The following is a 22,403-nucleotide window of genomic DNA, read 5'->3' on the forward strand; positions in this document are numbered from 1 at the left end:
GTCAAACTTACATATATTTTTTATTCCCCTAATAGGGAATTACCATAATTTTAACCATGATCCGGGCTTTAAAAACCCTTGTGAATATGAAAATGAAATTGTTTTTTGCGCTATGTCTTTTTACATTTTCCCAATATCTTCTTCCCAATAAAAATATATTCACGATACCTGTTGCGGATAAACCTTTTGTAGTTGTTTTGGATGCAGGGCACGGAGGCCACGATCCCGGGAATTTAGGGAACGGGTATTTGGAAAAACAAATTGCATTGAACATCGTGTTAAAAGTTGGGGAACTATTATCCGCCAATAAGGATATTAAAGTAATCTATACCCGCAAAGATGACACTTTTGTAGATTTATATGTGAGAGGGGAAATTGCCAATAAGGCCAATGCCGATCTGTTTGTTTCAGTGCATTGTGATTCACATTCATCGGATGCCCATGGTGCAGGTACTTTTGTATTGGGGCTTCATGCGAACAAACAGAATTTTGAAATCGCAAAAAAGGAGAACTCGGTTATTTATTTGGAGGACAATTATGAAACAAGATATGCGGATTATGATATTAATTCCCCTGAATCGGTTATTGGATTGACCATAATGCAGGAGGAATTCTTGGATCAGAGCATTGCCCTGGCAAAAATGATCCAGGATAATTTTTCCGGAAAACTAAAGCGTAATAACAGAAAGGTAAAACAGGCCGGTTTTATAGTATTGCATCAGACTTTTATGCCCAGCGTATTGGTAGAAACGGGTTTTCTGACAAATAAGGGCGAAGGTGCATACCTGAATTCCAAAAAAGGCCAATCCGAGATGGGAAGGGCAATTGCCAATGCTATTTTAAAGTATAAGAGTGCTATAGCACCAAATACTAGACCACCCCTTGTTGAAGGCGAAGCAGCGTCAAATAAGGATAAACGGACCGTGGACCTAAAAGAAACAAGTACCGATAGGAAAGAAGAAACAACAAAAAAAATAACTGCAATTCTCGAAAAAAGTAAAGACACGCCACCTGTTAAAACCATTGAGCCGGTCAAGGACAAAGTTGCCGAACCCATAGATATCGCTACTAAGGAAAACAAACAAAAGGTGGAAAACAATACTATGGAGAAGCGGGAAAAAAAGGAAACCGAGGGTATCATTTTTAAAGTGCAATTAATGGCCAGTAGCAAGGACTTGAAATTGGTTCCTGATAATTTCAATGGTTTGGGCGGTATTTCCAAAGAACCGTATAACAAGCTGTATCGGTATATGTACGGGAGTACCAATTCTTATAAGGCAGCGGAGAAATTACAGTTAAGCGCAACCATAAAAGGATACACAACGGCTTATATTGTGGCCTATAAAAATGGCAATCGGGTTCCAATTCCAAAGGTACTCCAACAGGTTTCACAATAAAAAAGCGTCGTTTCGTTTTTATTTCTAATTTTGTTGGTAATCGTAAATCGAATTATTTGAAACTATCCAGGGAACTTAAAACAGGGATAATCGTAATTGGCGGAATTCTATTATTTATTATGGGATTTAGCTATTTAAAATCCTCCCCACTCTTTGACGACAGCAAAACACTTTACGCCATATATCCGAAAGTAGGAGGATTACAGGTAGGAACCGTAGTTTCCATAAATGGATTTGGTGTTGGAAAAGTAAATGATATCCGCTTTGTGGATAACAAGGGAAATTTAGTGGTAACCTTTACGGTGAACAGTGAATTTAAATTTTCAAGGAACAGTACGGTAGAATTGTACGATACGGGAATCATTGGCGGTAAGGGACTGCAGATTACCCCAATTTTTGATGGTTCCGGAGATATCCGATCTGGAGATACATTAAAGACCGAGACCAGACCGGGGCTTACCGAATTGGCACAGCAAAAATTAACTCCCTTATTTAAAAAATTTGAATCGGCCGTTACGGATGCAGATTCCGTATTGATAAATGTCAATACGGTTTTGGACACCAAAACCAAAATGGATTTGCAGAATGCTATCAATGGTCTAAGCGAGCTTATGGAAAACCTTAATGGGAGTGCCATAGTTTTAAATGATATTTTAAAGAACAATAGTGGTAAATTAGATAGTTCGCTCACTAATTTTGAAGCACTTACGCACAATTTTTCCAAACTTTCGGATTCTTTGAACAATGCGGGACTTGGCCGTACGTTGGCCGGTCTGGAATCTACGGTAACCAATTTGGATAAGATGATGTCCAAGATCGAGCAGGGTGATGGCACTTTGGGGAAATTATTGGACAACGAGGAACTATATACCAATCTCAATAATGCTTCCCGGGAACTGGATTTGCTCTTGCAGGATTTTAGGTTGAATCCAAAACGATATGTAAATGTTTCCGTTTTTGGAAAAAAACAAAAGGAATATACCGTTCCGGAAAATGACCCGGCCGAAAAAATAGAATAATAAAATGCAGTATGTTCCCAATATAATTTTTCTGGCCTTGCTTGTTTTTGGCATCGGTTTTTTTGTCAAAAACGTAGGTCGTCTCAGACGGAATATTCTTTTGGGAAAAGATGTTGATGTTTCCGACAATATATCACAACGATGGAAGAACATGGCCATGATTGCTTTGGGCCAGTCTAAGATGGTGGTTCGGCCTGTGGCGGGAATGTTGCATGTAATTGTATACATCGGTTTTATAATTATCAATATTGAAGTATTGGAAATTGTTATCGATGGTATTTTTGGAACCCACCGGATTTTTGCCGTGCTGGGCACATTTTATGACTTTTTGATCGGTTCTTTTGAATTGTTGGCATTATTGGTCGTTGTTGCCGTAGTTGTTTTTTGGATACGTAGGAACATCGTCCGTTTAAGGCGTTTTATAAAGCCGGAGATGAAGGGATGGCCCCAAAAAGACGGAAATCTTATTCTATATATAGAATTGATATTGATGTTGCTTTTTTTGACCATGAACGCAGCAGACCTTCAATTGCAACAGCAAGGGGCGGAACATTATGTACGGGCCGGTGCTTTTCCCGTAAGTAGCATTATTGTACCGTTGTTTGAAAGCATGTCCCAGACCCATTTGACCCTATTGGAAAGAACCGCATGGTGGTTGCATATTTCAGGAATCCTGTTTTTCTTGAATTATCTCTATTATTCAAAACATTTACATATTTTATTGGCCTTTCCCAACACATATTATGGAAAGTTAACGCCAAAAGGTCAGTTCCAAAATTTGGAATCGGTCACCAAAGAGGTAAGAATGATGATGGATCCCTCCGTAGATTCTTTTGCGGCACCGGCAGAAGATGCTCCAATACCTGAAAAGTTCGGGGCTTCCGATGTTCATGACTTGAGCTGGGTACAATTATTGAATGCCTATACCTGTACGGAATGTGGGCGTTGTACCAGTGAATGTCCTGCAAACCGGACCGGAAAAAAATTATCGCCCAGAAAAATAATGATGGATACCCGTGATAGATTGGAAGAAGTGGGCAAAAATATAGAGGTGAACAAAGGGGAATATAAAGATGACGGCAAACAACTTTTGGATGATTATATCTCCAGGGAGGAGTTATGGGCATGTACATCGTGCAATGCCTGTGTAGAGGCCTGCCCTGTAAGTATAGACCCGCTTTCGATCATTATGGATATGCGCCAATACCTAGTAATGGAACAGTCAGCGGCACCTTCGGACTTGAACAATATGATGGGAAATATAGAGAACAACGGCGCACCTTGGCCATTTAATCAGATGGATAGGCTCAATTGGGGTCAGGAGTCATAAGAGAATAGTTATGGGTAATGAACTAAAAGTACCGACCATGGCGGAGTTATCTGCTGCAGGAAAACAGCCCGAAGTCCTCTTTTGGGTAGGTTGTGCAGGTAGTTTTGATGATAGGGCGAAGAAAATAACCAAGGCTTTTGTTAAAATATTGAATAAGGCCAAAGTATCGTTTGCCGTTTTGGGAACTGAAGAAAGCTGTACGGGAGATCCTGCTAAGCGGTCGGGTAACGAATTTCTTTTTCAGATGCAGGCGGTGACCAATATAGAGGTAATGAACACCTATGGTATTAAAAAAGTGGTTACCGCTTGCCCACATTGTTTCAATACCCTTAAAAACGAGTACCCTGGGCTGGGCGGGAACTATGAAGTAGTTCATCACACCCAATTTTTAAGGCAATTGCTGGAAGATGGTAAAATTACCATGCAGGGCGGCACTTATAAGGGCAAACGAATAACGTTTCACGACCCTTGTTACTTGGGAAGGGCCAATAATGTTTATGAGGCCCCCCGAGAGCTTATCCGTAAATTGGATGCGGAACTGGTAGAGATGAAAAATTGTAAAAAACGCGGACTGTGCTGTGGTGCGGGTGGTGCTCAGATGTTCAAAGAGCCTGAAAAAGGTGATAAGGAGATCAATATAGAACGAACGGAACAGGCATTGCAGACTCGTCCTGAGATTATTGCCGCCGGTTGCCCGTTTTGCAATACGATGATGACGGACGGTGTAAAAAACAAGGAAAAAGAAGGTTCTGTAGCCGTATTGGATATTGCGGAACTTATCGCAACAGCAGAAGACCTTTAGGGCGAAACAAACGGAAAACTGCGATCAGGTAGATTTCGCCTATCCGAAAAAGACGGCCCGGAATGTAATTATACTTTTTTAATACGTCTATTTTATTAAATGCCGACAACGATGAAAATAATTACCTTTTTACATAGAATCATAGTCCTTGTCATAACCTTCATGGGGTCCATAAGTTTTTCACAAGATTATGGTTTAAAGGACCACCTTATTTTTTATAGTTCGTTTGATGGAAAGGCTGCTGCGGATTTTGCCGTTGGCGATGCAGAGATTTATACCGCTATAAGCCCAAAGGAAATAGCGGAAGCAAAACCCGGCTTGCTTAATCCCGATGTGGAACTTGCCACAGGGAAAGGTTTTGTGGGCGATGCCCTGAATTTTAAAAAGAAGAGTAAAATGATTACCTTTTATAAGGGAAAGAGAAATATGGGTTATAATCGTGAATCTTGGAGCGGTACGGTATCGTTTTGGTTACAACTTGATCCCGAAAAAGATTTGGAACCCGGTTATTGCGATCCCATTCAGATTACGGACGTTACCTATAATGATGCCGCTTTATGGGTAGATTTCACAAAAGATAACCCACGGGACTTTAGATTGGGGGTTATTGGGGATATTGCGGTATGGAACCCCGAAAAGAAAGATGAGCAGGTGAAAATGGAAAAACGCCTGGTCAGGGTAAAAGAACCTCCGTTTCATAGGGAAGGGTGGACCCATGTTGTTATGCGTTTTTCCCAATTGAATACGAACGGGGCAAAACATGAATTATTTATAAATGGAGAGTCAAAAGGAGCTGTAGAAGGTATAAGCGATTCTTTTACATGGGATGAGGAAAGGTCGAGAATTATGTTGGGACTCAATTATATCGGTCTCATGGATGAAATCACTATTTTTAATAAGGCCTTGGACAAAGAAGCCGTAAAGGCTATCTACAGGATGAAGAATGGTATCAAATCCATATTAAACTAAAAGATAATAAAAACGCATGTTAACAGATTTTAAGAATTTGCCCGATACTTCAAGGGTTTGGATTTACCAATCCAACAGAACATTTACTGAAGATGAATTGAATGAAATAACCCGGGAATTGGATGATTTTATGGATAACTGGACAGCTCATGGAAATGACTTAAAGGCGGGTTATGAGATAAAATACAAGCGTTTTTTTATTATCGCTTTGGACCAGGGGCCGCAATCCGCTACAGGATGCTCCATAGACGCTTCCGTACATTTCATACAATACCTGGAAAAAAAATATAATGTGGTCTTATTGGACAAAATGAACGTGTCCTTTAAACAAGGGGAATATGTTGCTTATAAACCTCTCATCGATTTTAAAAAGATGGCCAAACAAAAATCCGTTTCCAAAAACACCGTTGTTTTTAACAACCTTGTAGCTACAAAAGGAGAATACCAAGAACATTGGGAAGTGCCTGCTTCAGAAAGTTGGCATGCCCGTTTTCTTTAGTGAATAAAGTGCTCGACATGCTGATTTTATTAGGTTTTATCGATGAAATGCGATAATTTTTCCGTTTTATAGTACCTTCATGTATTAAAAGTATATGCGCCCCAGCCTTATCCACTTTCTTTTTATTACGGCTTTTTACGGTCTTTATGGTCAAAATCCATTGGTCGTTGAGGATAGCCTCGAACAGATACAATGGGTGGATGCCCAATATGGACAAATGTCCTTGGAGGAGAAAATTGGCCAATTGTTTATGGTCAGTGTGTCTTCGGGTCAAGATTCCCGACAAACCAACCAATTAAAACAATTGATAAAAGAGCATTATTTGGGCGGGGTTATTTTTTTAAAGGGAGGTCCCGTAAGACAGGTAGAACTAAGCAATGAATTTCAATCGGTATCCAAAGTTCCTTTATTGATCGGAATGGATGCGGAATGGGGATTGGCCATGCGATTGGATTCTACCTATGCTTTTCCCTGGAATATGACCCTTGGGGCAATAACGGATAATTCCATTGTTGAAAAAATAGGCCGTCAAATAGGAAAACACGCCAAGAGGTTAGGGGTACACATAAATTTTGCCCCGGATATGGATATCAATACCAATCCTAAAAATCCCATTATAGGAAACCGTTCTTTTGGGGAAGATAGAGAGGTGGTGACCGAAAAAGGCATCGCTTTTATAAAAGGGATGGAAAGTGAGGGGGTATTGTCCAGTGGTAAACATTTTCCGGGACATGGAGATACTGCCCTAGATTCCCATCATGACCTGCCCGTTATTACTTTTTCTCGGGACAGATTGGATAGTTTGGAACTATATCCTTATAAAAAAATAATTAAAAAAGGTCTGAGCAGTATTATGGTGGCACATTTGGAAGTGTCCGCCCTGGAATTAAGGGAAGGTTTGCCCTCGTCCTTATCCGAACAAATAATTTCGGGGATATTAAAAGAACAAATGGGTTTTGAGGGTCTGATATTTACGGATGCCCTGAATATGAAGGGAGCTTCCAGTTTTGGAGAGGAAGGGGACGTAGGGCTCAGGGCCTTTTTAGCGGGTAACGATATGCTATTAATGCCTAAAAACCTTGTTAAGACCAAAGAAAAACTGCTTGAATCCTATGAGAATGGCAGGATTACAGAACAACGCTTGTCCCATTCCGTGAAAAAAATCTTAATGGCCAAATATAAAGCGGGCCTGAACAATTATATGCCTCTTGAGACTGATGGGCTATTTGAAGAACTGAATTCTTTGGAGAATGATTTGATCTATGAAGAGGCTATTGAAAATGCGATAACCGTACTTAAAAATAGATTTGATCTTTTAGGGATAAAAAACCTTCAAAACAAAAAAATCGCCTATGTGAAATTTGGGGATGCTTCCCATAATACGTTTTTGGAAACACTGAATAAATATGCCAAAGTAACCCAAATCAACGGTAGTAATATAAACACGTTAAAAAATAAACTTTCAGATTATAACCTGGTCATTATCGGTCATCATAAAAGCAATGAAAACCCGTGGAAACCCTACAATTTTTCCAATAAGGAATTGGCCTGGTTGCAGGGCGTTGCCAATGAACGTACCTCAAACCTTATACTCTGTGCGTTTGTGAAACCTTATGCACTTTCAAAAATTTCTACCTTTAAGAATATCGATGCCGTTGTAATGGCGTATCAAAATAGCGATTTGGCCCAACAAAAAACGGCCGAATTACTCTTTGGGGCCGTTCCTGCCAGGGGAATACTTCCGGTAACCGCCCACCCGGAATTTCCGGTGGGTTCTGGTATTAGAGTGAAACCTTTAAAACGTTTAGGGTATAGTTTTCCGGAGAGGGTTGGCCTAAGCTCCCGCAGACTTGCCCTGGTAGATAAACTTGTCCAAAATGGCTTGGATAGTTTAATGTTTCCAGGGGCCCAAATAGTAGTGGCAAGAAGGGGAAAAGTAATTTATAATAAAAGTTTTGGAAAACCGACCTATAAATCAAATTCCAAAATAACCGGGGAACATATATATGATTTGGCATCCCTGACAAAAATATTGTCTACCTTGCCCATGGTCATGAAAATGGAAGAAGAGGGAAAAATCGCCTTGAACGACACTTTTGAGGAGTTGGTACCTGATTATTCCGATACCGAAATAAAAAATGTAACCGTTTTAAAAGCATTGTCCCACTATGGAAGACTTCCTGCCTGGATACCGTTTTATATAAGGACATTGAATAAAGACCGAAAACCTTCCAAAGAATTTTATAGAACTTCCCCGACCCCTGGATTTTCAACAAAAGTAGCGGAAAATTTGTATTTGACCGATGCTTACCGGGATTCGATCTATAATAGAATCGGCCGTCAGGATTTAAAATCAAATCGCTATCGTTATAGTGATGTACCCTATTACGTAATGAAAAAGTATATAGAGGACACTTATAATGAACCGTTGGATAAGTTGAGCAAGGAATTTCTTTATGAACGCATAGGGGCAGATCACTCCTCATATAATCCGTTGGGAAAATTTCCGAAGGACAATATCGTGCCATCGGAAGAAGACAAATATTACCGTTACCAGACTATACAGGGTTATGTTCATGATATGGGAGCGGCAATGCAAGGTGGGGTAGGGGGGCATGCCGGTTTGTTCGGCAATGCCAATGATGTGGCCAAAATTATGCAAATGTACCTTCAGGAAGGGTACTATGGCGGCACTAAGTTTTTTGACCCCAGAACCGTGAAAAAATTCAATACCTGCTATTTCTGCGATAAAAATGTGAGACGTGGGGTAGGTTTTGATAAACCGCAATTGGAAAAAAGTGGCCCTACTTGTGGATGTGTGTCAAGAAAAAGCTTTGGACATAGTGGTTTTACCGGTACCTATACCTGGGCCGATCCAGAAGAGGACATCGTATATGTATTCTTGTCCAACCGAACATATCCTACGGCCTCAAATACGCTATTAGTTAAATCTGCGTTAAGAACAAGAATTCAGCAGGCCATATACGATTCCATTATAAATTAAAAAGTAGCTTTGTAAGATGAAGATAGCAATAGTTTGTTACCCTACTTTTGGTGGGAGTGGTGTAGTGGCTACGGAATTGGGCATAGCATTGGCCAATAGGGGACATGAAGTACATTTTGTAACCTATCGTCAGCCGGTCAGGTTGGGTTTATTGAACAATAACATTCATTTTCATGAGGTTCATGTTCCTGAATATCCCTTGTTTCATTATCAGCCTTATGAGTTGGCATTATCCAGTAAATTAGTAGATACCATACGTTTGTACAATATAGAGTTGCTACATGTGCATTATGCCATTCCACATGCCTATGCGGGATATATGGCAAAGAAAATGTTAGAGGAACAAGGCATCTATATTCCCATGATCACTACCCTGCACGGAACGGATATAACCTTGGTAGGAAAGCATCCTTTTTACAAGCCTGCGGTTACCTTTAGTATTAATCAGTCCGATGTAGTTACGGCGGTTTCCGGGAGTCTTCGTCAAAGAACTTTGGAAATATTCGATATTGACGGAGATATTGAGGTAATTCCAAACTTTATAGACGGGAAAAAATATAGCACCTCTTTTACCGACTGTCAGAGAACTAATATGGCCTGTGACGATGAACGGATCATTACCCACGTTAGTAATTTTAGAAAAGTAAAACGTATTCCGGATGTCCTGAAAATATTTTACAAGATTCAAAAAGAGATTCCTACTAAATTGATTATGGTGGGTGAGGGGCCCGAAAAAGAAGGAGCTGAACGTTTATGCGAAGAACTGGGAATATCCGAAAAGGTCATATTTTTAGGAAACAGCAATGAGATCGATAAGATTCTTTGTTTTTCGGACCTGTTCTTGTTGCCTTCGGAATCCGAGAGTTTTGGATTGGCCGCACTTGAAGCTATGATCAATAGGGTTCCCGTAATTTCAAGTAATGTGGGGGGTATTCCAGAAGTTAATATTCAGGGTATTACAGGTTTTTTGAGCGATGTGGGAAATATTGATGAAATGGCAAAAAATGCCTTGGCAATTCTTGGGAATGATGAAATTTTGGAGAAATTTAAACGGAATGCGGTAAGAGAGGCTCAAAAGTTCGATATTCTTAATATTCTTCCATTATATGAAGATGTTTATGAACGGGCATATAAAAGCAGATTGAAAAATGCTTAAATGGTCTTTTGTGCTTCTGATATTGATTTCATTGTCATCAGCCTGCAAAGGTCAAAAAAACGTGTCGGTCAATAGTGATAACAGCACTGAACCCAAAATGGAATTGATCGTTCAGGATAATTATAGTGGTGCGGAGTTGGAGGAGAAAATTTTGGTTGAAAACGAAAAGACCCTGAAAAAGTTCTATGGCCGGATCAATAGGACTCGAAAACCAGGATTACCCCTTCCGGAAATCGATTTTTCCAAAAATAGATTGCTTATATGGTGTTCGGGTGAAAGTACCGATAATCCCATTGAACTTTTTGTATCCGAAGAAACGGACGAGACTTATTTTATAAGTAAAAAAACCGCACGAAAAGTTAAAAACACCTCAGCGTTGATCAGTCCTTTTTATATATATAAAATACCTTTAGACCATAAAACAATTGTTTTTGAATAAACTTATGTATAGCGATAGATGAGTACTTTTGGTCTATCGAACGATCATTCTTGCACCTTATGGTACTTTTTTGATAACAATGATCATTGTGATTAATTTTACACTTTAAAACCCAAATTTTTCAGCTATGAAGACTTCATCTCTTCTCTCATTTTTAATTGTATTTATTTTCGTTACCGTCAGTAATGCCCAAGAAGATCTACGGATTACATCCAAGGATAGTATCGTCCAAAAATCCTGGATAATAGGCCTGGGCTTTAATGCCGTGGATGATTCAGGTAATGTTTTTGATGGTCTTCTTAATATAGATAGTGAATGGAATATTTTACCATATCCTTCAAGATTGAGTATAGGCAGATATTTTAAAAATGGATTGGGGATAGAAGCTATTGGTACCCTGAATAAATACAAAGAAGGTAAGATTGTAGATGAAGTAGTGATTACCGAAGAATCCAATTATTATGGTCTGGATGCCAGGATCACCTATGATCTGAATAAAATTATTGGGGAAACGGGCTGGTTTGACCCATACGTAGGTATTGGGGCCGGTTATACCGAGGCAAATAACCTTGGTAGGGGTACGTATAATGCTGTAGTAGGATTTAGAACTTGGTTTTCGGATAGTTGGGGACTTGATTTTAGTTCTTCGGGAAAATGGGCCATGAGCCAAAATAATGGAGCTACCAATCATTTACAGCATGCCGCAGGAGTCGTGTATCAATTTGGAATCGAAAAAGGGTTGTCCAAAAGAGGAGAGGAGAAACAGGAGCTGCTGGCCGCTATCGAAAAAGAAAGGCAGCGACAACAGGATTCCATAAACGAAGTAAATCGCTTAAAAGAGGAAGCCTTATTGGCGGAACGATTAAAGAGGGAACGGGAAGCCGCCGAATTGGCCGCTGCAGAAAAGGCCAAAATTGATGCAGAAAATAAAAGAAAACAAGATATTACGGATAGGATAAATAAACTGGGATACGTTTATTTTAATTTGAACTCTTCTTCCCTTAATGGAAAATCGAAGGGAATACTGGATGCTTTGACCGTTATTTTAAATGAAATACCAACTTTAAAACTTAAAATAACCTCGCATACGGATTCGAGAGGTACTTCAAAATATAATGACTGGTTGTCCCAAAGGCGTGTAGATAAAACCAGGGGCTATCTAATTTCCAAAGGAATTTCTGAGGACAGACTTAAGGCGGAAGCCTATGGTGAGCAGAATTTGCTTAATGAATGTGATGATAATACCTATTGTCCGGAAGAAAAACATAGGGCGAATAGGAGGAGTGAGTTTGTGGTCGATACTTTTTAGTAATGGAACTTTCTGTGTTAAAAGAGCCTCCGAATACTATTTCGCAATGGTTAAGAATATGCTTGGTATCTGACCATACGATGGATGTTCAAACAACCCTTTTAATTACCTTTCCGTAATAAAAGCCCTTATGGGATGTTCCCTTAAATATTGTTTAAATCGCAGTAAATAGGTCAGGCCTACAGCGGTCAATTTAGATTTTATGTCCTTGGAGTCATAGAATATATGATGTTCAAAATTATAGGTTTGGTTGCACCATTGTTTTTTATAGGGAAGGGATCCTTTTGAAAAGTCATAGATGGCATAATCATTTGCAATGCACCATTCTACTTGTTTTATGACCATTATTATTCCTACACTATATTTTGAATAATTCCAATCATACGCTGTTGTGTCGCCAAATCTACGCCACCGACGCCAACCGGAACTTTGTCTCCTCGGACAATATCAAAACCGACTTCAAGAGAAAGGGAAGGAAGACCAAGCGCCATGACCATTACAGGTTACTTGCCCAAATGATAACCAAGGATTGGGCAACACGATTGGAAGGCAGCTTCGGAACCGATAAAGAGCACTTTCTCCTGAAAAGGATTCAGCAAGGAACAAGAAGACCGAGATACTTGGATATTCTTCGGAATACATACCTCAAATACGCTCAAAATTAGCCAAAGGATACAAAAACGGGCCAAAATGGCCGCTTGAAAATACCCGAAAAAACAAAAACCTACAGTCTAGAAGGGATAACTATGCTTATTCCTGAATATCCCTGATCAAATTGAAATAAAAGCAGACAGATAACTATTTCCTTGAGTGAACAGATTAATAAAAAGAATGTTTCAGCATACACATGATTTAAAACCGTATTTTAAAAATTAATTAGACTTATAATTGATAATTTTTAGTAATCTAACTAATATGGTGTATTACCGAAAGTTTATTGGTTTTTAACGAAATATTATATTCTGAACTGACCAAACCCCGATATTTACTTTGATATTAATTACCGCTTGTCTCCATTTAACTGTATTTGCTATAGATAATTATGTGGATAAAGTCAACTTTTATATTTTTAAGACCAAATCTGGACAAAACTTAGATCAATTTTATGATAGATTTGATAAAGGATAAGGGAAATTGGGATAGTCTTGTAAAAAAATGTGATTTTTCTGACTTTTACCATACTTATGACTATCACCATTTAACTAAGGTCAATGAAGAAGAACCTATATTAATTCATTATACTGAAGGTAACAAAACAATAATTTTACCCTTGCTTTTCAGAAACATTGAATACTCCATATATAAAGATGCTACATCGGTTTATGGATACCCAGGTCCGATTACCAAAAACATAACTTCTGATTTTGACTTCAGCCTGTTTCATAAAGAATTGCATCAATTTTTTCAAGAACAAAACATTATTTCTGTATTTTCTAGATTAAATTCATTTATACCTTATCAAGAAAGTTGTTTACTCAACATAGATAAAGCAGAAACGCAAACGCTTGGGAGGATCGTATATATTGACCTGATGAAAACACCCGAAGAGCAATGGGCAGCTTATAGTAAGCGGTTGCGGACCTATATAAATAAATCGAGAACCGTATACACTATTAAGAAAGCAAATAAACTAGCTGATATTGAGTCTTTCATTACATTATATCATGAAAATATGAGGCGAGTCGATGCCAATGCTTCATATTTCTTTGATAAAAAGTATTTTCTTGATTTAGTCAATAGCACTGATTTCGAAATAGAATTGTTGTTGGCTATCAATAAAGAAACAGCTGAAGTGGCTGGAGGTGCCATGTTCACAAAAAAAAATACAATTGTACAATACCATCTTTCTGGAACCGCAGAAAGATATCTGGATTTAAATCCTGTTAAATTGTTAATTGATGAAATGCGGATTAGAGCATCAATTGGGAACTATAGATATTTTAATCTTGGAGGTGGGGTTGGTAGTAGGGAAGATTCTTTATTCTATTTCAAATCAGGATTTTCAAAAGATTCAACACCATTCAAAGTATGGAAATATATGGTGAATCAGGAAATATACGATGATTTGGTTCAACAAAGAAAAGATATTCAATCCTGTAAGGAAGCTTTGAAATATTTTCCTCGCTATCGTGCTATTGAATGCTGACACTTTAATGTTCCCTATGTTATCCTCCCTTTTTGAATGTAAGCTTCAATTAAACTGAATTATTTTTGTTCTAAGATGAATTATTTATGCTTTTAATTAAAACTCATTTAGACTTTTTGGTTTCAAATTTTTTCAGGGCCAATGCGATGAACGATAGGTAGTTGAACCCTCTCCAGTTTGCAATAGTGGTGTCGAACCTGTTGAGTAGTGACCTGAAGCTGTCCATTTCATGCATTGGTGCGTTCTATGGCATACCTTTTATCGTATAGTTCTTGGTTAAAGTACTCATCTCTGTCCCGCTTGTTCCCGTTGCGTCTGTTGAAACAGATGTTGGCGTTGGTGGTCCTACGTTTCTTCCTCCCTTGATACTCGACGTTCGCACCACCCCTGACTTCAGGTGTATGGCTGCCGTCAAGATCCACACTTGAAAGGTCCAGCTCGACCCTGTGTCTGTTCAGAAACTTGATCCAGCAATTCTTCCATGTTCCGCAAAGGCACCACTTACCGTAATGGTGATATACCGATTGCCAGCTAAGCGACACCCTGAAAACAGGGTCTTTACCAGGAACTGGCTCCATTGTGCCCCGTCTTGAGCTTATAGAGTGTCGCATTGACGATCTCGGCCACCGGAACGGTCGGCAAAAAACCTCTTTTTGTTTTCGGAATAAATGGAACGATCTCCGTTTCTATCATATCTTTGTCGAGTACACTGTACATAAAGGGTTGTTTTGGAGTTATTTATGTTTCGCGACACAAATATCCACAACTCTTTCCTTCGATTCAAAAAAAGTTTAAATCACTTCGCTTGGATCATTTGCGTCCAAGGAATTTACAATAAAGAATATTCTACCCCTTTACGAGGAGGTTTATGAAAAAGCTTATAAGTCAATATTTAAGAATTCGTATTAACGAAATTTGCAATCATATTGGTTATGCTTTTTACCTTTTTCATATAAAAGCCAAAAGCGGAATATAGAAACTTATGAAAGATTGAGTTTATTGATCCAGACGCTTACTTTCCAGTTGATGGCCCAGAAACAAACATTATACGTGATCAGAAGACCTGGGCTACCCTAACCATTGATTTTGATAAAAAAACAGTTTTCGTAGCGTGTCTGGGCACCAAAAAAACGAGCACCTTGCCAGAGATGTACCTTAAAATGAAACCCCTGATTCGGTTGTAGTGGGGGTTCGAATTAAAGATGAGAAGGAAGAAAACGGTTTAGAGACTTTTCCTCTATGTATCTATACAATATCTAGATGAAGGCAAAAAAATCACCTTGGAAGTAGAGTGATTATTTACACTTTGTCGTAGATAATTGCTCTTAGAACGCCTTTTTTTATGAGTTGTCCGACATAGGTTACTTTTGTCATCATAGTATCCAAATTGCAAAACATGAAGTTAACCAAAACATTGGTAATCATAGCTTGCCTGCTATTCTTGTATTCAGGATTTTCCCAAAGCATTCAATTGACAAAAATGGACACCATAGTCCATAGCGCATGGGTTATTGGAGTGGGGTTTAATGCTGTTGATGATGCGGGATCGGAATTTACTAACTTTTTCAATGTCACCGATAATTGGAATATAGTTCCATTTCCCTCTCGATTAAGTATAGGAAGATATTTTAAAAATGGATTGGGACTAGAAGCTAATGGAACCTATAACAGATACAAGGAAGGTAAAACCATAGATGGGATGGTCAATACTGAAGATATTGATTATTACGCTATTGACTTTAGGATAAGCTACGATCTTAACCAAATATTGGGGGAAACAGCTTGGTTTGATCCATATGTAGGGATTGGTGCAGGTTATACCGATGCTAATAACCAAGGGAGGGGAACTTATAATGCGTCCGTAGGTTTTAGAGCCTGGCTTTCTGATAGATTTGGCTTTGATTTCAATTCCACTGGGAAATGGGCCATGAGCATGGAAAATGTGACCAATCATATTCAACATGCTGTTGGTGCAATTTACCGTTTTGGAATAGAAAAAGGTCTTTCCCAAAAAGGAATGGAAAAATTGGCCATAATTCAGGAAATGGAAAAGGAACAGCAGCGTATCCAGGATTCTATTGCTGTCGCCCAAAATGCTGAAGAAGCTCGTTTATTGGCACGGCACCTAGAGAAGGAAGCAGCTAGATTAGCTGCCGAGCAAAATACCAAAAGAGAAGCTGAGGAGGCCAGAAGGGATAGAATTGAAAACCGGGTAAAAGCCCTAGGTTTTGTATATTTTGATTTGAATTCATCTTATCTCAACAATGAGGACAAGGGATTGCTCGGTAAGTTATCCGAAATTCTACTTGAAAACCCAACGTTGACGATCAAAATAGGTTCACACACTGATTCACGGGGAACGGACAAGTATAATCTATGGTTGTCAGAACATAGGGTACGGCGAACAGTAGATTATTTGGTTTCTAAAGGAGTTTTACAAGATAGGGTTTTAGGTAATGCCTTTGGTGAAGAGTATTTGAAAAATGATTGTGATGATGGAGTATATTGCCTAGAAGAGAAACATAGAGAAAATAGAAGGTCAGAGTTCAAAATAATCTGGAACTAATACAATTCTTATACTATTGATCAATTGAAATGAAAAATTTAGCAGAAAAAATAAAGTCTACCTCGGAATTACTTGAAATAGCAATTGAGGCATCCATAGAAGCTGGTAAGGAAATTTTGAAGGTGTACGAGGACGATGAAATTAGTTTTGAAGGTAAGAAAGATAATTCACCTTTGACGAAAGCCGATTTGAATTCCAATTCATTGATCATGAAGTTTCTAAAGGAAACAGGAATTCCGATTATTAGTGAAGAGAACAAGGAAGTCGATTTTTTGCAACGAAAGGAGTGGGATGTTTGTTGGGTGGTAGACCCTTTGGACGGAACAAAGGAATTCATAAAAAAGAATGGTGAGTTTACCGTTAATATAGCCCTTGTTTTAAATGGGGCTCCGAGTATCGGGGTTATCTATGTCCCAGTATCTAGAGAACTCTATTATGCCAATACGGAACTGAACCAAGCGTACAAACATGTACTGAGCGAAAACCATGTTGTTCAAGGAGAATTATATGATTTCAAAAATAAAATAACACCTTCGCCGTTATCGAATGAAACTATAAGGGTGGTAGGCAGCCGCTCTCATATGAACGAGGACACGACCAATTTTGTAGATGGTTTGAAATCCAAATATAAAAATGTCGAAATAGTTTCAAAGGGTAGCTCACTAAAGTTTTGCTTGGTAGCAGAAGGCAAAGCTGATATTTATCCTAGATTTGCACCTACTATGGAGTGGGATACCGCAGCTGGTCAAGCAATTTGTAATGCAGTAGGTCTTAAAGTTCTTAACCAAGAAACAGATAAGCCTCTTCTTTATAACAAAGAGAATCTTTTAAACCCCTATTTTCTAGTTGTTAACTAATGGCTAAGATTTCCTACAAAAGACACCTGGCCAAAACTATAACATGGCGTATTCTGGGTACATTGGATACCATTTGTATCTCTTGGATTATAACGGGAAATCCTTTGACAGGTCTAAAAATTGGTTTTAGCGAAGTTTTCACCAAGATGGTTCTTTACTATTTCCATGAGCGTTTATGGATAAGGGTTCCCATCCCTGAAAGTAAAAAAAGACACTTGGCAAAAACTTTTTCATGGCGCTTTATAGGTACTATGGATACTATTCTACTTTCCTGGTTAATTTCAGGAAATCCAATGGTCGGCTTGAAGATTGGAGGCTTCGAGGTCATTTCGAAAATAATTCTTTATTACGTGCATGAGAGAGTTTGGTATAGATTAAACTTTGGCTTGATAAAAAGAAAGTTAAAAAACATAAAGACCAAAACGGCATCTACTTTTAGAAAGCAGAAAATAAAATCAATTGGTAAGAGAGATCAGGTTAAAAAATCTAATTTTGGACATAAAGTTGGCTAAATTATGAGCGCGAATATTGTATCACATACATATAAGATTACAAAAAAAGATAGACAAAAACTTAATGGCCATAATTCTTTTTTGGTCTTTTTGACAGGTCTTTCTGGTTCAGGGAAATCCACTATTGCAAATGCGTTGGAGGAATTGTTACATAAAAAGGGAATTCATACATATACATTGGATGGTGATAATGTGCGCAAGGGTATTAATAACAATCTCTCGTTCAAACCGGAAGACCGTTCCGAGAACTTAAGACGAATCGGTGAAATTTCAAAACTTTTTATAGATGCTGGTATAGTAACACTTGCTGCGTTCATCGCTCCTTATGAAAAAGACAGGGAGTTTATAAAAAAAACAGTAGGCCCTAGTAATTATTTTGAAGTTTTTGTCAACACCAGCCTTGAGGTTTGTGAACAAAGGGATGTGAAAGGATTATACGCAAAAGCCAGACAAGGGGAAATTTCAAATATGACAGGGGTGTCCGCTCCTTATGAAGCACCTAAAAGTCCTAATGTCGAGGTTACTGAAAGTAATTCTATTGAAGAATCTGTAGAAATTATATATCAAGCAATAAAAAACAACTTAAAATAAAAAAATGAACGAGTACAATTACTCATTGAATTATATCGATGAGCTTGAATCTGAGGCGATGTATGTCTTGCGAGAGGTTTGGGCACAATTTCAAAATCCAGTGATTCTTTTCTCAGGGGGAAAGGATTCCATCGTTGTCACACATTTGGCAAAGAAGGCATTTTACCCATGTAAGATTCCATTCGCCCTAATGCATGTGGATACGGGACATAACTTCCCCGAAACCATAAAGTTTCGAGACGATTTAATCAATGAATTGGGTGCTCGTCTAATCGTTGGTTCCGTACAAGAATCTATAGATCAGGGTAGGGTAGCTGAAGAAAAAGGAAAAAACGCAACACGCAACGCATTGCAGATTACCACACTTCTTGATGCTATTGAATCAAACAAAGTGGACTGTGCAATTGGAGGTGGAAGAAGGGACGAAGAAAAGGCAAGGGCAAAAGAACGATTTTTTTCACATCGAGATGATTTTGGACAATGGGACCCGAAGAATCAAAGGCCTGAACTTTGGAATCTATTTAATGGAAAACATTTTGAGGGAGAGCATTTTAGAGCATTCCCTATAAGCAATTGGACAGAAATGGATGTCTGGAATTATATACTTAGGGAGAAAATAGACGTTCCTTCCTTGTATTTGGCCCATGAGCGTGAAGTGGTATGGAGAAATGGTTCATGGATACCCAAATCTGAGTTTTTGGTTATGGACGAAAATGAACGAATTGAAACAAAGAAAATAAGATTTAGGACCTTAGGTGACATTACCATTACAGGAGGTATCGAATCTGATGCGGATACCCTTGATAAAGTTGTACTAGAAGTGTCGGCTATGCGTCAAACCGAAAGGGGTAACCGGTCCGATGATAAGAGGTCCGAAACTGCCATGGAAGATCGTAAGAAACAAGGTTATTTTTAAAAAGAGACAAACAAAAATGAGCATAAACAACAACCAATTATTGAGATTTACCACGGCTGGAAGTGTTGATGATGGTAAAAGTACCCTTATCGGCCGTCTACTTTATGATTCAAAAGCAATATTTGAAGATCAGTTAGAGGCTGTCGAAAGTACAAGTAAACAGAAAGGTCATGAGGGAGTAGATTTGGCCCTTTTCACAGATGGCTTACGTGATGAGCGAGAGCAAGGTATTACCATAGATGTTGCTTACAGGTATTTTACTACTCCAAAAAGAAAATTCATCATAGCGGATACTCCAGGACATATCCAATATACGAGGAACATGGTTACTGGCGCGTCAACAGCGAACGCTGCCATTATTTTGGTAGATGCTAGACATGGTGTAATTGAACAAACGAAAAGGCATGCATTCATCGCATCTTTGCTACAAATCCCACATTTAATAGTATGCATCAATAAAATGGATTTGGTGGATTTTAAGGAAGATGCCTATGATCAGGTGCTAAAACAGTTTGAAGATTTTTCTACCAAGCTATTCGTTAAAGATGTAAGGTTTATACCTATTAGTGCGCTTTTAGGTGACAATGTGGTAAACCGTTCAGAAAATATGGATTGGTACAAGGGTGCTCCATTACTCCATACCTTGGAAACACTTCATATAAGTAGTGATATCAATAAGGTGGATTCTAGATTTCCCGTACAGACGGTACTTCGTCCCCAACGCGATGAGTATATCGATTATCGTGGATATGCTGGGCGAATATCCAGTGGAATATTCAGACCGGGTGAGCAAATCACAGTACTGCCTTCTGGATTCACTTCGATAATAAAAACAATTGAAGGACCTACTGGTTTGGTTGAAGAGGCATTTGCTCCAATGTCTGTTTCGATTACCCTTGAAGATGATATTGATGTTGCAAGGGGAGATATGATTGTTAGGTCCAATAATATGCCTGAGCCTTCTCAAGAAATGGAAGTGATGCTCTGTTGGTTAAACAGTAACAGTTCCAAACCTCGGGCCAAATACAAGGTACGGCATACTTCAAATGAACAGACCGCTATGATCAAAGAGGTGATTTACAAAATCAATATCAATACACTTGGTCGTGAGTTTGACGACAAAGAGATGAACATGAATGATATTTGTAAGGTAAAGCTAAGAACTGTTAAACCCTTGATGATTGATTCCTATCGTGATAACCGTATGACAGGAAGCTTGATTCTTATAGATGAAAACACCAATGAAACCGTGGCGGCTGGAATGATTGTTTAATAAGAAATAATCTATTAAAAAATCTCTAAACCAATCAGACTGACCAATACCTAATCTTGGGAGGAGGTCTAAATTAGGGGATGTATAGACTAAGAATCATGGATTGGATGAAAAAGTTGTTAAGTTGTCTATATTGTACTTACGGTATTTGTTAAAGGCTATCTGGTCCGAATTTGCTGTTTTTAGTCGATAAAACTCTAATACGACAAATAATTATTCTTTATTCGTATCATTAAATAGAATGTTCCATGTTGACCTTTGTTGTCCCGGTTAAGAGCAAGTCAGTCGCTTCAGATTGGGTTAAGTTTAGTCAATTATTTGAGAGAACTCTGAAGTCAATTTGTAACCAGACGGATTCAAATTTTAAGGTAGTAGTAGTTTGTCATGAAATACCAGATATAAACTATACCTGCGAAAATATACACTTTATTCATCCAGATTTTCAACCACCGTCTAAAGAAAATATTAGCCCACAAGAGTACTTTATTAATAAAAGAATAGACAAAGGGAATAAGATTAAACATGGTGTTGCTTATGCGAGTAAGAAATTCAATACGGATTATGTAATGCTTGTAGATTCTGATGACTTTGTCAGCAATAAGGTCGTGTCATTTGTAAATAGTAGTGCCAATAAATTGCCAGGGTGGTATGTAGGAAATGGATATTTAAGCTTTAGTTGGAAAAATGTTTTAGTTGTTACAAAGAAGAAATTCAACTATTTATGTGGTAGTTCTGTTATTGTTAAACCAAACCTTATAAAACACTTTTTTGATAAAGACAAAATAAATTTATATTTCGATCATCGACTAACAACTCTTGACTCAAACATAGAATTGCAGAAAGTTCCTTTTCCAGCCGGAATATATAATATAGGAAATGGTGAGAATATGAATATGTCTTTTCAAAAAGTCAAAAAATTAAATAACCATGGGAATTGGATTTCCAAACAAAGTCTCAAGAGATTATCTAGCAAATTCAAAAACTATCGTTTTAGATTAATCACTCCTAGGATACGGAAAGAATTCAATTTTTACCAAGCTTCAAATTAACAATTAAATTGACAAATATATTGAGTCTGTATAATACCTCTATTATTCAAACCGATTTTTAAGTTTTCTTAATTGAATTTTTATGCTGCATTTTGGTATCTAACATTTGGTTTTTGGCCTGTACCCTGATATTTTGTTGGTGTGATAATTTTTAATCCATTCTACAATGCCCTTATAGAGGGAAATGCTGTTCTTGGCTGGGTTAAGGTAGATGTGCCTGTATTTTATGGACTTCCAGAAACGTTCAGTGTATATGTTGTCTAGAACCCGACCCTTACCAACCATCGATATTGCTTTTCAACAAATCAATGTACTCTTCACAGGTAAACTGTGAAGCTTGATCAGAGTTGGTGAATTCTTCCTAGAAATCCAAATTATTTGTTAAAAAATAGTGTAGTTCATCGAATAATAAAATCAGTGACATCCAAAAGTGTAGTTCTACACGTTAAAGACTGAATACCAAATAGGTATTTCATCGAAAAATTGAAACTATTTATCGATGATTGTTAAAATCTAAATATTTTTATCAAGCCCGATTTTGAATATCATAGAACTTAATTTATTTAACT

Annotated in this window: 20 protein-coding genes and 1 pseudogene; 19 read left to right on the forward strand and 2 right to left on the reverse strand. The window is 38.1% G+C overall.

Annotated features, from left to right (window positions below):
* Positions 1-86: 86 nt before the first annotated feature.
* From ACKWB9_RS13800 to ACKWB9_RS13845, 10 genes are all read left to right on the forward strand, one after another.
* Positions 87-1,397, forward strand: a complete 1,311-nt coding sequence (locus ACKWB9_RS13800; protein ID WP_414003608.1) for an N-acetylmuramoyl-L-alanine amidase family protein — start codon at positions 87-89, stop codon at positions 1,395-1,397.
* Positions 1,398-1,453: 56 nt separating this feature from the next.
* On the forward strand, positions 1,454-2,416 hold the full coding sequence (locus tag ACKWB9_RS13805; protein WP_414003609.1) for an MlaD family protein: 963 nt from the start codon (positions 1,454-1,456) through the stop codon (positions 2,414-2,416).
* A 4-nt stretch (positions 2,417-2,420) separates the two neighbouring features.
* Positions 2,421-3,746 carry a 4Fe-4S dicluster domain-containing protein gene (locus ACKWB9_RS13810; RefSeq protein WP_414003610.1) on the forward strand — a complete coding sequence of 442 codons (1,326 nt, stop codon included), beginning with the start codon at positions 2,421-2,423 and terminating at the stop codon, positions 3,744-3,746.
* A gap of 10 nt (positions 3,747-3,756) precedes the next feature.
* Positions 3,757-4,548 (forward strand): (Fe-S)-binding protein, encoded by a 792-nt coding sequence (locus ACKWB9_RS13815; RefSeq protein WP_414003611.1) that lies wholly within the window; start codon positions 3,757-3,759, stop codon positions 4,546-4,548.
* 111 nt (positions 4,549-4,659) lie between these two features.
* Entirely contained in the window at positions 4,660-5,517 is an 858-nt protein-coding gene (locus tag ACKWB9_RS13820) for a hypothetical protein (protein ID WP_414003612.1), read from the forward strand.
* A gap of 16 nt (positions 5,518-5,533) precedes the next feature.
* On the forward strand, positions 5,534-6,016 hold the full coding sequence (locus tag ACKWB9_RS13825) for an ABC transporter ATPase (RefSeq protein ID WP_414003613.1): 483 nt from the start codon (positions 5,534-5,536) through the stop codon (positions 6,014-6,016).
* Positions 6,017-6,110: 94 nt separating this feature from the next.
* Complete coding sequence (locus ACKWB9_RS13830; RefSeq protein WP_414003614.1) at positions 6,111-9,020, forward strand: glycoside hydrolase family 3 N-terminal domain-containing protein; 2,910 nt, start codon at positions 6,111-6,113, stop codon at positions 9,018-9,020.
* A 16-nt stretch (positions 9,021-9,036) separates the two neighbouring features.
* Entirely contained in the window at positions 9,037-10,176 is a 1,140-nt protein-coding gene (gene bshA / locus ACKWB9_RS13835) for an N-acetyl-alpha-D-glucosaminyl L-malate synthase BshA (protein ID WP_414003615.1), read from the forward strand.
* On the forward strand, positions 10,169-10,615 hold the full coding sequence (locus ACKWB9_RS13840) for a hypothetical protein (protein ID WP_414003616.1): 447 nt from the start codon (positions 10,169-10,171) through the stop codon (positions 10,613-10,615). Before bshA ends, ACKWB9_RS13840 begins: the two co-directional genes overlap by 8 nt.
* 127 nt (positions 10,616-10,742) lie before the next feature.
* Positions 10,743-11,924 carry an OmpA family protein gene (locus ACKWB9_RS13845; protein WP_414003617.1) on the forward strand — a complete coding sequence of 394 codons (1,182 nt, stop codon included), beginning with the start codon at positions 10,743-10,745 and terminating at the stop codon, positions 11,922-11,924.
* A gap of 105 nt (positions 11,925-12,029) precedes the next feature.
* Here ACKWB9_RS13845 and ACKWB9_RS13850 read toward each other — a convergent pair whose 3' ends face one another.
* Positions 12,030-12,269, reverse strand: coding sequence for a hypothetical protein (locus tag ACKWB9_RS13850; protein ID WP_414003618.1), 240 nt, complete (start codon positions 12,267-12,269; stop codon positions 12,030-12,032).
* Between the two features lie 20 nt (positions 12,270-12,289).
* On the opposite strand from ACKWB9_RS13850, the gene ACKWB9_RS13855 reads away from it, so the two are divergent.
* Positions 12,290-12,589, forward strand: a complete 300-nt coding sequence (locus ACKWB9_RS13855) for a hypothetical protein (RefSeq protein ID WP_414003619.1) — start codon at positions 12,290-12,292, stop codon at positions 12,587-12,589.
* A 440-nt stretch (positions 12,590-13,029) separates the two neighbouring features.
* The gene (locus ACKWB9_RS13860) at positions 13,030-14,070 is read left to right on the forward strand and encodes a GNAT family N-acetyltransferase (RefSeq protein WP_414003620.1); all 1,041 of its coding nucleotides are present in this window, start codon (positions 13,030-13,032) and stop codon (positions 14,068-14,070) included.
* 103 nt (positions 14,071-14,173) lie between these two features.
* Here ACKWB9_RS13860 and ACKWB9_RS13865 read toward each other — a convergent pair.
* Positions 14,174-14,787 (reverse strand): annotated as a pseudogene (locus ACKWB9_RS13865) (IS5 family transposase).
* 679 nt (positions 14,788-15,466) lie between these two features.
* Between ACKWB9_RS13865 and ACKWB9_RS13870 the strand changes: the two are divergent.
* From ACKWB9_RS13870 to ACKWB9_RS13900, 7 genes are all read left to right on the forward strand, one after another.
* Positions 15,467-16,636, forward strand: a complete 1,170-nt coding sequence (locus ACKWB9_RS13870) for an OmpA family protein (protein ID WP_414003621.1) — start codon at positions 15,467-15,469, stop codon at positions 16,634-16,636.
* Positions 16,637-16,665: 29 nt separating this feature from the next.
* Entirely contained in the window at positions 16,666-17,493 is an 828-nt protein-coding gene (gene cysQ, locus ACKWB9_RS13875) for a 3'(2'),5'-bisphosphate nucleotidase CysQ (protein ID WP_414003622.1), read from the forward strand.
* Positions 17,493-18,005 carry a DUF2061 domain-containing protein gene (locus ACKWB9_RS13880; RefSeq protein WP_414003623.1) on the forward strand — a complete coding sequence of 171 codons (513 nt, stop codon included), beginning with the start codon at positions 17,493-17,495 and terminating at the stop codon, positions 18,003-18,005. The genes cysQ and ACKWB9_RS13880 overlap by 1 nt, the downstream gene beginning before the upstream one ends.
* 3 nt (positions 18,006-18,008) lie before the next feature.
* A complete protein-coding gene (gene cysC / locus ACKWB9_RS13885; RefSeq protein WP_414003624.1) occupies positions 18,009-18,596 on the forward strand; it encodes an adenylyl-sulfate kinase in 588 nt (195 codons plus the stop codon).
* 4 nt (positions 18,597-18,600) lie between these two features.
* On the forward strand, positions 18,601-19,512 hold the full coding sequence (gene cysD / locus ACKWB9_RS13890) for a sulfate adenylyltransferase subunit CysD (RefSeq protein ID WP_414003625.1): 912 nt from the start codon (positions 18,601-18,603) through the stop codon (positions 19,510-19,512).
* A gap of 16 nt (positions 19,513-19,528) precedes the next feature.
* On the forward strand, positions 19,529-20,785 hold the full coding sequence (locus tag ACKWB9_RS13895; protein ID WP_414003634.1) for a sulfate adenylyltransferase subunit 1: 1,257 nt from the start codon (positions 19,529-19,531) through the stop codon (positions 20,783-20,785).
* 248 nt (positions 20,786-21,033) lie between these two features.
* Positions 21,034-21,834, forward strand: a complete 801-nt coding sequence (locus ACKWB9_RS13900) for a glycosyltransferase family A protein (RefSeq protein ID WP_414003626.1) — start codon at positions 21,034-21,036, stop codon at positions 21,832-21,834.
* The last annotated feature ends 569 nt before the right edge of the window (positions 21,835-22,403 follow it).

Origin of the sequence: Maribacter spongiae (assembly GCF_047345125.1) — a bacterium.
In the GTDB taxonomy this organism is placed as follows: Bacteria; Bacteroidota; Bacteroidia; order Flavobacteriales; family Flavobacteriaceae; genus Maribacter.